This window comes from Fulvivirga sp., assembly GCF_040220315.1.
GTDB lineage: Bacteria > Bacteroidota > Bacteroidia > Cytophagales > Cyclobacteriaceae > Fulvivirga.
This window is the reverse complement of record NZ_JAVJUY010000366.1, coordinates 1-12,806: the sequence shown is the minus strand read 5'-3', so window position 1 is coordinate 12,806 and position 12,806 is coordinate 1. Positions and strand designations below refer to the sequence as shown.

At 36.3% G+C, this 12,806-nt stretch carries 12 protein-coding genes and 2 pseudogenes; 9 read left to right on the top strand and 5 right to left on the bottom strand.

Translation table 11 applies throughout. The annotated features are described in order from the left end of the window. Positions 1–190: pseudogene (locus RLO81_RS19065) on the top strand (asparagine synthetase B); the annotation flags it as partial. On the opposite strand, the gene RLO81_RS19060 reads toward RLO81_RS19065, so the two are convergent. From RLO81_RS19060 to lpxK, 3 genes are read right to left on the bottom strand one after another with little or no spacing between them, the layout of a single operon-like run. Next, the gene (locus RLO81_RS19060) at positions 191–784 is read right to left on the bottom strand and encodes a MiaE family protein (protein WP_350115581.1); all 594 of its coding nucleotides are present in this window, start codon (positions 782–784) and stop codon (positions 191–193) included. It abuts the pseudogene before it with no gap. 1 nt (position 785) lies between these two features. Further along, positions 786–2,771 (bottom strand): putative porin, encoded by a 1,986-nt coding sequence (locus tag RLO81_RS19055; protein WP_350115578.1) that lies wholly within the window; start codon positions 2,769–2,771, stop codon positions 786–788. Between the two features lie 21 nt (positions 2,772–2,792). Beyond that, positions 2,793–3,833, bottom strand: a complete 1,041-nt coding sequence (gene lpxK / locus RLO81_RS19050; RefSeq protein WP_350115577.1) for a tetraacyldisaccharide 4'-kinase — start codon at positions 3,831–3,833, stop codon at positions 2,793–2,795. 61 nt (positions 3,834–3,894) lie between these two features. On the opposite strand from lpxK, the gene RLO81_RS19045 reads away from it, so the two are divergent. The 3 genes from RLO81_RS19045 to RLO81_RS19035 are packed head-to-tail and all read left to right on the top strand — an operon-like array spanning position 3,895 to position 7,218. Continuing rightward, entirely contained in the window at positions 3,895–4,992 is a 1,098-nt protein-coding gene (locus tag RLO81_RS19045; RefSeq protein WP_350115574.1) for a Nif3-like dinuclear metal center hexameric protein, read from the top strand. Between the two features lie 5 nt (positions 4,993–4,997). Next, positions 4,998–5,774 carry a zinc ribbon domain-containing protein gene (locus tag RLO81_RS19040; RefSeq protein ID WP_350115571.1) on the top strand — a complete coding sequence of 259 codons (777 nt, stop codon included), beginning with the start codon at positions 4,998–5,000 and terminating at the stop codon, positions 5,772–5,774. Beyond that, entirely contained in the window at positions 5,716–7,218 is a 1,503-nt protein-coding gene (locus tag RLO81_RS19035; protein ID WP_350115569.1) for a tetratricopeptide repeat protein, read from the top strand. The genes RLO81_RS19040 and RLO81_RS19035 overlap by 59 nt, the downstream gene beginning before the upstream one ends. Here RLO81_RS19035 and RLO81_RS19030 read toward each other — a convergent pair. Continuing rightward, positions 7,202–7,837, bottom strand: coding sequence for a histidine phosphatase family protein (locus RLO81_RS19030; protein ID WP_350115566.1), 636 nt, complete (start codon positions 7,835–7,837; stop codon positions 7,202–7,204). The two genes, RLO81_RS19035 and RLO81_RS19030, sit on opposite strands and share 17 nt — an antisense overlap. A gap of 21 nt (positions 7,838–7,858) precedes the next feature. Between RLO81_RS19030 and RLO81_RS19025 the strand changes: the two genes are divergently transcribed. The 5 genes from RLO81_RS19025 to RLO81_RS19005 are packed head-to-tail and all read left to right on the top strand — an operon-like array spanning position 7,859 to position 12,598. After that, positions 7,859–8,281 carry a hotdog fold thioesterase gene (locus RLO81_RS19025; protein WP_350115563.1) on the top strand — a complete coding sequence of 141 codons (423 nt, stop codon included), beginning with the start codon at positions 7,859–7,861 and terminating at the stop codon, positions 8,279–8,281. Beyond that, positions 8,278–9,459 (top strand): chorismate-binding protein, encoded by a 1,182-nt coding sequence (locus RLO81_RS19020; RefSeq protein WP_350115560.1) that lies wholly within the window; start codon positions 8,278–8,280, stop codon positions 9,457–9,459. The genes RLO81_RS19025 and RLO81_RS19020 overlap by 4 nt, the downstream gene beginning before the upstream one ends. Continuing rightward, the gene (menD, locus tag RLO81_RS19015; protein WP_350115557.1) at positions 9,456–11,165 is read left to right on the top strand and encodes a 2-succinyl-5-enolpyruvyl-6-hydroxy-3-cyclohexene-1-carboxylic-acid synthase; all 1,710 of its coding nucleotides are present in this window, start codon (positions 9,456–9,458) and stop codon (positions 11,163–11,165) included. The genes RLO81_RS19020 and menD overlap by 4 nt, the downstream gene beginning before the upstream one ends. 24 nt (positions 11,166–11,189) lie before the next feature. Then, positions 11,190–11,552, top strand: coding sequence for a hypothetical protein (locus RLO81_RS19010; RefSeq protein WP_350115554.1), 363 nt, complete (start codon positions 11,190–11,192; stop codon positions 11,550–11,552). After that, positions 11,552–12,598, top strand: coding sequence for an AMP-binding protein (locus tag RLO81_RS19005; RefSeq protein WP_350115551.1), 1,047 nt, complete (start codon positions 11,552–11,554; stop codon positions 12,596–12,598). Before RLO81_RS19010 ends, RLO81_RS19005 begins: the two co-directional genes overlap by 1 nt. Positions 12,599–12,601: 3 nt before the next feature. On the opposite strand, the pseudogene RLO81_RS19000 reads toward RLO81_RS19005, so the two are convergent. Further along, positions 12,602–12,806 (bottom strand): annotated as a pseudogene (locus RLO81_RS19000) (transcriptional regulator); the annotation flags it as partial.

The window sequence follows — 12,806 nt, the reverse complement described above, 5'->3', positions numbered from 1 at the left end:
CAAATATTTACACGGTGTGTTTGGAAAAGGCTTTTGGACATTTTATGGAGGTCATGACCCTGAAGATTACCAACACCTTGTAAATGAAGAGCCTACTGATTTAAACCTGCACCCAAATTCACCGGGCTATCGCTTAATTCTAAATAACATTCTGTTCCCGGCAGCAAAAAAGAAAAAACAGAAGACTTGATCAGTGCATCCTATCACCTCTCACTTCAAGATTGGCAAGGATATCAGCTTCACCTTTTAAAATCTCTTTCCATCTTTTCATTACATATTCATCTGGAAGATATGTCTTTGCCAACTGAAGGAAATTTTTGTAATGTCCTGCTTCACTAACCATCAACTCATAATAGAACTTTTGGAGGCTTTCATCTTCAATATGCTTCCAAAGCAACCTAAATCGTTCACAACTTCTTGCCTCAATCAGTGCGTTAATCAACAACTTCTCAACCAACTGCTGTTCTCTACTTCCACCTTTTTTTTCCAGTTTTGAAAGCTGTAGGACGTATTCATCTTTTCGTTGCTTTCCCAATCCAAACCCGCGTTTGGTAAGCTCTTCAATCACGCGCTCAAAATGCCCCCACTCTTCTGCAACTACAGGTGTTAACATCTCAACTAGTTCTCGTTTATCAGGAAACTTAACTATCAGTGAAATACAAGAAGACGCAGCTTTTTGCTCACAATAAGCATGATCTACTAGTATATCTTCTATACTTTTCTCAGCAATATTTACCCATCTTGGGTCGGTTGGTAGCTCTAATCCAAGTATGTGTTTCTCCATATCAATCAAATAACATCCAGTCGATTCCAAAGTCTAAAATGGTTTCCTGCCCGGGATAGTAAGGTGTTATCAAATACCCTGTTCCTCTTATGCGTTCAACAATATTATTCACTTTCAGAAATGCCCTGCCCCTGTTAATTTTTATGTTAAAAAAGACATCAATTAATGGATATGAGTTTACTTCAAATTCATCCTGAACAAAATATTGCATACTTGAAGGATCATAACCATTGGCAAAATATGCCGATCGCTGATGATAATCTATACCAAACTGCATTTCCAAATTTCCTTCATAAAAAATATTAGTATAGAATAACTGAGCATTAAGAATAAAATCCGGAACATTAACTGCATCAGCACTAGAGCCAGATACATTTCCGTAAATCGCTTGACCCTTTAAAACAAACCTTTTAAAGAAAGTATAGGACATTTGAACATCCGCACTAATTATATTAACATCTCCACCTGCCTGCTGTGGTTGTATATTTCTAATCGAATCAGCTGAGGGGTTAATCTTTTCAAGATACACATAATCTGATATTAAATTATAGCTTACGGAAGGTCTGAAACTTAATCCTTTATAATTAAGGTTAAGCCCGGATTCGAGTTTTGTGTTAATGGTAGATTCATAGTCATTCCGCCAATTATTATGCCTACTCAGATAAGCCCTTTGCACATAAGAAGGCAAATATCTGGAACTAGCCCCTTTGGCATAAAACCACGTGTTTCTTATCTCGGCATCTAACTTATAATTCTCACCGGACAGGTATTCACCAGCCACAGATATATAACTTAATGAATCGTTACCAAACCTAAGGTTGAAGCCACCATAATGCTCCATGTAATAGGTGCCGTAATCAAGTTCCCCTTCATCGATGAATTTAAAGTCCATATTCACTTCCCTGCCTCTGTAATAAAAGCTGTAGAATGTCTTGCCTATATCTCCTTTAACACCCACCTCATGCTGTCTGTATATAATTTTTGATCGATCTTTAATGGGGATTGTATCTAATGCCACAGGACCAAAAAAAGCCGAATCTGTTTCTATGCCGCTTGTTGCTGTGTTGGTAAAGTCATTTAATTGCTTGTAGCGGTCATGGCTATGAAAAAATTGCACCTGATCCGTTAACTTATATTGTTGATATAAATGGTAGTTGGTTCTCAGCTCACGTGTTTGTGCATCTTGTAAATTTGCTTGTCTGTTTTCTTTGAAATAAGTTCTAAAGGTAGAGTCTTCAGGGTCGATAAGAATGCCGCCATATTCTGCCACCTCTTGATTATTTCTTGAGAAATTACCAGACACAAAATATTTACCATTTTTGGTTCTATAATTACCATGGACATTATAGTAAGTGCCTAAAACGTTCCGATCTCCCCTCCGCTCCCGCTCAATCTGTTTATCTATTAATAGCCCTCGGTAATTAAAACCAAAATTTGAACGTTCATCTATATTTCTCGTGTACTGAGCCTCGGTAATTGACCTGCCCTGCCCACCCCAAATAATCCCAAATTTTGAATAGGGTGATTTAGTATTATAAATTTTTATTTCCTCTGGATCCTTAAAATACAAATCATAGATATTAAACCCTGACCTACCTCCTATTATATCAGGAGCCTGAGGATAAATAGGACTTATGGGCGTGCCGATATTACCTAAATTCTGATATAAATTTCGTTCCCTTGCTATAAATTGATGTTTATGAAAATCGGTGATTGATGTGTCCAATACACTCCACTTTTGATTGTTGTACTTTATGTGTTTTTCCAGGGTAAATTGAGTTGTTGTCGGCCCATACACCTGTTTGGTTGAATCGTCTAATATGGATGAGCCTACCTTCTTCTCAGCTTTTGGAGCTGGTGATGAATTAATGCCTCCAGCACCACTGGTTCTTCCTTGATTGTTAAAATCTCCGCTAATTACCCTCTTACGCTGACCTAAGGCAATGTTTCCAATCAATAATAAAAGTATAAGAAGCTTAATACGCACGCCCAAAATTAGATAATTAGATTAATTCCCTGCATCCTTAATTGATTCCAGTACCACCTTATCAAAAACCTCACCATTTTCTAAAAAATAGTGCTCTATGGGTGTATAAAAAATGGGGAGATGATTTACAACACTTTTTATTTCGCCATTCAGCAGTTTTACCATATCCTTTTCTGTTGTAACGATAGATTTATCCTGGAATGGAATCTGCCTATAACGCTCTTCTACTAAATTCATATCTTTCGATGTATAGGCATGATGATCATTGAAATAAATATCATCTACTAAATTATAGTGTGACGAGATATGATCGGTGAATGGTTTATTAAAGGCAAGCCCTGAAAATAATAGCACATTTTTACTCAAACTGGAATATTCTTGGTTCAAAGGTATTGGATCCAAATATTTAATGGCTGAAAAGTACACCTGGCAATCCGCATATTTGGCTATTCTTTCACTAATCAAATTACGTTCACTTTCATTTATATCATGAGGACATTTAGTTACCACAATAATATCCGCTCTTTCAGCACCATTTCTCGCCTCTCTTAGCCTGCCAAAAGGCAACACATAATCATCATAAAATGGACGGTTATAATCTGTCAATAAAATATTGAGGGTAGGCTTCACATAGCGATGCTGATAGGAATCATCCATTACTATTACCTCAGGAGATAATTCAGCCAAAATGTACGGAATAGCAACTGCTCTTTCTTCCGCAACAGAAACATTTATTTTCTTAAACTTATTATAAAACTGAAAAGGTTCATCACCCAGGGTGCGAGCGTTATCACCTGCGCTTGCGATTCTAAAGCCTTTTGTTTTTCTGCCATATCCTCTACTTAACGTGGTCACTTTTTTATTTTTACTCAAAAGTCGAATTAAATACTCTACCATGGGGCTTTTACCAGTCCCACCCACAGTTAGGTTGCCAACACCAATTACATTCGCATCAAATTCAAAAGACTTTTTGTACCCGATATCAAACAAATAGTTCCTTAATCTGGTAACACCATCATAAAGAATGGCAAAAGGAAACAAAATCCATTTTAAAATATTCATATCAGAAGTTTATGCCTCTTATATTTTGTTATTTTTGGAAGAGCCGCAAAATTGGTGATTTATGACTAGAATAAAAGATATTATCACACATTTAGAATCTATTGCACCATTAAGTTATCAGGAAAGCTATGACAATAGCGGTTTATTGGTAGGTAGCCAAAACGACCCGGTAAATGGTATCTTGATTACCTTGGATGTAACAGAAGATGTAGTGGAGGAAGCAATAAACCTCAAAACTAATTTAATTATTTCCCATCACCCTATCATTTTTAAGGGCTTAAAGTCGATTACTGGTAAAAACTATGTGGAGAGAACAGTTCTGAAGGCAATTCAGAATAACATTGCCATTTACGCCATACACACAAACCTCGACAACATAATTAATGGCGTTAATTATAAAATAGCGAGTCTGATTGGTCTTCAGAATTTAGAAATTCTATTGCCGAAAGGTGATACATTAGTTAAGCTAGTTACTTATGCTCCAAATAAATCAGCTGACAAAGTGAGGCAGGGGCTGTTTGAAGCCGGAGCGGGAAACATCGGAAACTATTCTGAATGTGCCTTTACATCTGAAGGAATAGGTCAATTTACTCCAAATGACAGGGCCAACCCCACTATTGGAAACAATAATAAAGCAGAAAAAGTTGATGAGGTCCGAATCGAAGTAATTGTTCCAAAACATGATTCTCGTAAAGTCATTCAAAAATTAAATGCTGTTCACCCATATGAGGAAGTTGCTTATTATATACTACCAATAAGTAATGCTAATCAGGAAGTTGGCTCAGGTATGATTGGTGAGCTTGAAGAGGAGATTTCTACTTTAGACTTTCTAAAGCAAGTAAAGAGCATAATGAAAGCAGGTTGCGTAAGACACACCAAACTAGTTAAGGATAAAATTAAAAAAGTAGCTGTTTGTGGAGGATCAGGTAGTTTTCTTTTATCACAGGCCAAAAGACAAGGTGCTGATGTCTTTATTACCGCAGATTTTAAGTACCACGAGTTTTTTGATGCAGAAGATAACATCGTAATAGCGGATATAGGGCACTATGAAAGTGAACAATTCACAAAAGAATTAATTCATGAGTTATTAAGTGAAAAATTTACTACTTTTGCACTCAATTTGTCAAACACCGTTACAAACCCTATTAGCTATCTTTAAAATACATGGAAAATAACACCGTAGCACAAAAATTAGAGGCACTCGTAAAATTACAATCCATTGACACAAAATTAGACCAGCTTAAAAAACTTAGAGGCGATTTGCCCGAAGAAGTTCAAGACCTAGAAGATGAGCTTGCTGGCTATAATACAAGACTTTCACGATTTAATACCGAGCTTAGTGAGCTTGAAGAAAGCATTAATTCAAACAAAGCTGGTATCAAGGAGTCTGAAAAACTAATAACCAAATACAATGAGCAACAAAAAAATGTTAGAAATAACAGGGAATTTGATGCCATTACGAAAGAAGTAGAGCTTCAAGAGCTCGAGATTCAGATTCTTGAGAAGAAAATCAAAGAGGCAGGAGAAAACATTGAGAAGAAGAAGGAAGAGATTGCTGATCTTGAGAATCTAATTAAAGAGCGCAATGCAGACCTTGATTCTAAGAAAAAGGAATTAGAAGAGATCCTCTCAGATAGTCAGGAAGAAGAGCAAAAACTTAACTCAGACAGGGAGAAAGCCACGAAGAAAATAGAAGATAAACTATTGGTTTACTACAATAAATTAAGAGCCAATCTATCTAATGGTTTAGCAGTAGTGAACGTAAAGCGTGGCGCAGCTGAAGGATGTAACATTATTATTCCACCACAGAAAATCGCTGAGATTAAAGAGAAGAAAAAAATTGTTATTGATGAGCATTCTGGACGTATCCTTGCAGATGTAGATGCAGAGGAAGAAGTTCAAGAAAAGCCAAAAAGAACATCAAGACGAAAAAAGGCTTAATTTGTCTTTATCAGAATTGAACACATACTTAAAAAAGGCAGCCGTTCTGGTCTGCCTTTTTTTAATTGGTCACATTGGCTTTTCACAAACCAGCTCAAGTTCAATATTTAGTACTAAAGGTTTAAGTGCCTATCAAAACCTCATTTCTGGAGACCTATCTCCCATTCCATCCGTTTCATCATCAGAACTTAATTATCTTAACTTATATAGACACACTCTATCAGTTTTTCTAATTGATACCCTAGAATTAGATCAGTATGAAACGGTTTTTGATCAAAGCATTGACTCATTTAAAAAGAGTTCTGGTAATTTAAAGCACCAATATTTTGAGGCTGATGCCAGATTACAAGCCAGTTTAGTGTATTATAAATTCGGAAATCAACTCGATGCCGCATGGCAGCTACGGCAGAGTTACAGAATCTCTTCTTCACTACTAAAAGTGTCACCAGACTTCTTACCCGCCTACAAAACTTATGGATTGTTAAACCTTTTACTGGGCTCTGTACCTGAAAAATACCAATGGCTTTTATCACTTGCTGGACTCAACGGAAACATTAAAGAAGGAAAAGATTTTTTAACTAAAGTATCATTATCGGAAGCAGCAGTTGCCAAGGAATCTTTTTTCCTGTCATTAATTAGTCAGGCCTACATACTAGGCGAGACCACTAAAACTAACAATGCTTTTCAGAGAGATAAATTAAACACATTGATCACGATGGCTCTGGCATCGAAAAATAAAGAGGGAAATGAGGTAATCAAGGTTTTTCATTCAGGCAGTAATAATACCTACTTTCCACAATCTTATTATCTATTAGCCGAGGCCTATTTTCAAAAAGCGGAATATGCAGAGGCTGAGAAGAATTATGAAATTTTTATTGCCAATTTCCTTGGCGAAGCCAATAAAAAAGATGCCTTATTTAAACTTTATCTTATTAGTAAATTCCATAGGCACAATACACCAAAAGCAAATAAATTATTGAATGAATTAAACAATTTGAATGCAATAACCACAGCTGATCAGAACGCAGAGGCCTTATTGGAGAATGAGAATTTTAATTTCAGCATGTTCAAATTACGAATGGCAATTGATGGCGGGTACAATAAATTAGCAATTAAACTTTTAGGTGAACTTAAGCTTTATAATAAAAGTGATTCCATCGAAGCACTTTATCGAAATGCCCGGTTACAGCATCAGCTGGGCAACATGACAGAAGCTAAAAAGCTCTATTCAAAAACTATGATACAACCACGAATTAACAATTCATACTTTGCCCCTAATTCTGCTCTTCAGCTGGGCCTCATTTATGAAGAGAATAATCAACTAGATAGTGCGGTTTACTATTACAAAAAAGCACTCGGTTATAAACATCATATTTACAAAAATAGTATTGATGCTAAAGCTGAGGCCGGCCTAAATAGAATAGAATCTACTTTAAATGATTAGTAGAATTGAAGGTTTCAATAGAGTATATGCTACCAGAATAATTAAGTATATAAAGGCAAAGATTTGAATGGCCAAAAGTATCCATACAATGCAATGGATAGTTAAGCATCTGGCACAATAATATTCTCATAGCACGGCCATGCATACAAATCAATATAGTTTCAGAGTTATCTGATTCTATTATTTTTAATGCCTTCGTTTGCCTTTTAAATACATCTTCAGGGCATTCACCACCTTCAATAGGTAATGCAACATCCCCATCTTGCCAGGCTTTAATTACAGAATGATAATAAACATCTTCTTCAGGCGTAACCTTTGTACCTTCTCTCGTGCCCCAATTAATCTCATTCAACCCACTCAATTGTTCGTTAGGTATTCCATCATCAATGAAGGTTTGAACCGACTCAATACTTCTTTTAAGGGAAGAAGTATAAATTTTATCGAACTTAACATGTTTATAGGCTTGGTAGAACTGACTTGCCTGGTATCTGCCCTTATCATTTAATGAAGAGTCTACGCCACTACCTTGTACAATTCCTTGTTGATTAAAATCGGTTTGGCCGTGCCGAATTAAATATATTTTTTTGCTCTTCAATTCCTGATTATTTTTGGTGCGCAAAAATAGAATATTTGACGAAGAATGAAATTTAATCCCGCAGTTAGTGTAGAATCTATTAACGCAATGTCTAAAAACACATTAATGGAGCTTTTGGATATAGAATGCATTGAGGTTGGCGATGATTATATTAAAGCTAAAATGCCCGTTGATAGCAGGCATCATCAACCGTATGGACTACTACATGGTGGCGCAAGCGTTGTTTTAGCTGAGACACTTGGAAGTGTAGCAGCACATTGTAGTGTTGATAGTACCAACTTTTATTGTGTGGGTTTAGAGGTGAATGCAAACCATATCAGATCAGTACGTTCTGGCTATGTGTATGGGGTAACAACCCCAATACATCTTGGAAAATCAACTCAGGTTTGGGAAATAAAAATAACAAATGAGGAGGGTAAGCTTGTTTGTATAAGTAGGATAACTATCGCTATTTTAGAGAAGAAGTGAAGCAGCTAGAAGCACATACAGACGTTACTCTCACCTATCAGGATGCCGTAAGAGCCTGCATTAGATGTTGTGAAAATAACAATATAAATTTTGCTTTTTGGAAAGAACCACAAACCTCAGCCATTAATCTGATTGTCGATTTTAATCAGACCAATTTTGTTGAAAGTGTTGACCTGGAATCATCCGATAGTGGTTTTCTACTAGCCCCTTTTGATAGTTCCAAACCAAAAATATTCATCAATAAGCAGATGCATATAAAATGGGAGGCAGAACGTATATCTGTAGACGCTCATAACAAAGAATCTCAACAATTTTTGGAGTACCTGCAAAATTATGAGGATGTCCAAGATTATAATTTCAATCTTAGGCAAGACACCGAATCCTCAGAAAATTACAAATCGTTAGTTGAGGAATCCGTAAACGAAATTAAAGCGGGTAATCTCACAAAAGTAGTACCCTCACGATTAAGAAAAATAAAATTTAAAGGCAATTTCAACCACGGGCAGTATTTTCATCAACTTGTTAGCAGTTATCCGTCAGCCTTTATTTCCCTCACTTATACACATGAATCTGGCATATGGATTGGTGCAACACCTGAATTATTGATCCAAACGGCTGGTGATACTTTCAAAACAGTATCTTTGGCAGGCACTCAGCCATTTAATGAATATCAACCATTAGCTGATACCGCCTGGACACAAAAAGAAATTGAAGAACAGGCATTAGTGAGTAGGTATATTATCAACTGTTTTAAAAAAATCAGACTTCGGGAGTTTGATGAGCATGGACCAAAAACCATTAAAGCTGGTAATTTAATCCATCTAAAAACAGAATTTATGGTTAATATGAAAGAAACTAACTTCCCGGAATTGGGTACCACTATGCTAAAGCTTTTGCACCCAACTTCTGCCGTTTGTGGTATGCCTTTAAAACCTGCTACTGAGTTTTTACTTGCCAAAGAAGGGTATGACCGTGAATTATATACTGGCCACTTGGGCCCCGTAAATATGAATGGCCATACAGCTCAATACGTTAACCTCAGATGCTTTAAAATAGAAGAAGATCATTTTACATTCTTTGCCGGTGCTGGCGTTACCGAAGATTCCAACCCGGAAAAAGAGTGGCTTGAAACGGAGCTGAAAATGAATACGCTTCTTAACGTAATTAAATCAATTTGAACTACCAACACATATTTTCAGTAGCAGAGATTTGCTCAAGGCATGAGATAGCGCATGCAGTCATTTCACCAGGCTCACGCAGTGCACCACTCACCATAGCATTTGCCCGGCATAAAAACATCCAATGTAAAGTAATACCCGATGAAAGGTCTGCCGCATTTGTTGCGATGGGAATGGCACAACAACTTGATAAACCGGTAGCGCTTATTTGTACTTCAGGATCTGCAGCATTAAACTACTTTCCTGCGATAGCGGAAGCCTATTTTCAGCAAATACCACTATTGATTTTAACAGCTGACAGACCCCCGGAATGGATAGACCAGTTTGATGGTCAAACTATTAGGCAGAAAAATGTGTATGGAAATCATGTGAAGAAATCGTATGATATTGAAGCGGACGTTTCGTCTGAAGATGCTCAGTGGTTTCTACAAAGACAGATCAATGAGGGGATACTCAAGGCCAACACTTTTCCGAAAGGCCCCGTTCATTTCAATTTTCCTTTCAGGGAACCACTATACACAACAGAAGAAATAACCTACCCCGAAGTAAAGATTGTTAAGAATGAAAGTACTAAAGCAAAATTTAACGATAATCAACTCGAAGAACTTAAAAAAGAACTAGCCTATTTTGAACGTAAACTTATTGTGTGCGGACAGAACCAATATCCAGCAGAAGTACTGGAACTGGTTAACAAAGCTAGTACTGGGTTAAAAATACCGGTGGTTGGAGATATTATCTCCAACATCCACAGTATTGAAACTGCCGTAACACATGCCGATGTATTCCTATCCTCTGACAAATCAGGCCTTGATAAAAGCCTGAAACCTGATTTGTTAATCACTATTGGCAAATCAATTGTCTCTAAAAATCTGAAAATTATGCTAAGGCAAAACCAACCTGTTGAGCATTGGCATATCCAGAAATCCGGAGATGTAGCAGATACATACAAAGCTTTAACGAGAACAATCAATTGTGAGGAAAGTGAATTTTTAAAGCTTTTAATAGACTCACAACCTAAGGAAGATTTCCAGAATCAAAAACAGGAAAACTATTATCACATTTGGCAAATCGAAGAAAGGAAAACGTTAAGGCATATTGATAGCTTCTTTCCTCAGACTTTTCCATCTGAATTTTCAACGATCGAAGAAGTACTAAGTCAGCTTCATTCAGCAAACCTGCATCTGGCCAATAGTATGGCGGTTAGGTACGCCAATTTTATTGGCATAAGACCCGAACAAACGGATATTACTGTTTATAGCAACAGAGGCACAAGCGGTATTGATGGCGGCACTAGTACCGCTATTGGAGCTACATTGGTGTCTGACAAATTAAACTTACTTATTAGTGGAGATATGGCTTTTCTTTATGACAGAAACGCCTTTTGGCACAATTACAACTATTCTAACTTCAGGGCTTTGATTTTAAATAACCATGGCGGTGGAATATTTCGAATGATCAACGGCCCATCCAATACACCGGAAGTTGATGAGTATTTTGTAACGAATCAGAAAAATACAGCTAAACATTTAGCTGAGGAGTACGGCATAGAGTACTTATTATGTGATAAAAAGAGTAAAATTAAAAACTATGTTAAACGACTTTTAGAAGATGATGGAACCCCAAAAATAATGGAAATTGAAACTGATTCTTTTACCGACAAACAAATTTTGCAGGATTTTAAAGCTGGATATAACAAGTTAAAATGATATATTGCTTATAAAGATTTAGTCATGTTAGAGCATAATGAAATTTACAGAGCAATAGGAGAATTAGCCTATGTAATAGCCAAAGCAGGTGATGGCACCCAGCTGGAAGAGAAAAAAGCATTTTTTGAAATAATAGAAGCTGAGCTGAAATTTAATGCCTGGTCAGCTGAAAGCAGATTTGAAATTCTGGATGAGAAAGTACACCCAACTCTTGAACATGCTTACAACGATGCGATGCATGAGTTCAAAATTCATAAATCTGTGCTCACACCTCAATTGAAAGAAACTACATTAAAAGTAATTAAAAAAGTGGCTGCTGCTTACCATCCATCAGAAGTAAAAGATTTCATTATAGATCGACTCGAAAAAGACCTGAAAACCCTGTAATGAATTTTATTGAATTTAATGGCAAAAGGATGGCCATTAATGAACTTAACAATTTCACACCTTCAACCGAAGGTGAGGCATACATAAAACACTTTATTATTTCCTGGCAGTCAGGGGTTGAACAATATAATTTTAAAACTTCCGGTTCAACTGGCGAACCAAAATCCATTATTATTAATAAAAGCCAAATGTTAACTAGTGCACGTGCCACTATTCAGGCACTTGGACTAAGAAAAAACACAACAGCACTTCTTTGCATTAATCCTCAATTTATAGGTGGCTCAATGATGATAGTAAGAGCACTAATTAATGAAATGAATCTGATAGTGAAAGAACCGTCATCTAACCCTATTAAAAATTTAACTGAACAGATTCATTTTGCGGCATTTGTACCTTTGCAAATTCATGAAATAGTAAGATCAAATAAAAAGGAGATTGAGCATATAGATCATGTAATAATTGGTGGTGCCCCATTAAGTGAGAATGATACTAAAGAAGTATCCAAACTAAATAATCACATTTACTCTACATACGGCATGACTGAAACTGTTTCTCATATAGCATTAAAACAGCTTAGTCCTACAACAGATAATTATTTTAGAGTTTTAAAAGGTATAAACATTACAAAAGACAATAGAAACTGTCTGGTTATAAATGGTGACATCACTAACTCTACAGATGTCATTACTAATGACGTAGTAAACATTTTTTCAAAAAATGAATTTGAGTGGCTCGGCAGATATGATAATGTAATCAATACAGGCGGAGTTAAAATTCAGTCTGAACAACTAGAATTCAAAATTCAAAGTGTTTTGAATGAAGCAGGCTTAACGTATCAATTCTTCGTAGCGGGAATATCTGATGATAAGCTTGGGGAGAAGATTGTAATGTTTGTCGAAGCTGAAAATCTAAGCAACTCATTTAAACAACTGCTGGGCAAACATTTGGGCAAATACGAATTACCAAAGGACATTATCTGCGTTCCAAAATTTTCACGTACAGAATCTGGTAAAATAAATAAACTGGCTACAATTAAGAGCCTCTAGTGTTTATTTAGGTTGTTGCTCTTTCAGTTTTACTATTTCTTTCTGCAAGTCTAATACTATAGAAGCCAGTTGTTCTGTAGATACTTCGTTTGAAGAATTAGAGTCAGGAAACTGCACACTTATGTACGCCTTGCTCGCCCATACTTCAAGCACATCTTCTATATCCAATTGATAAGGAGAATAGTTTCTATTATCAGAAACAAGAAAG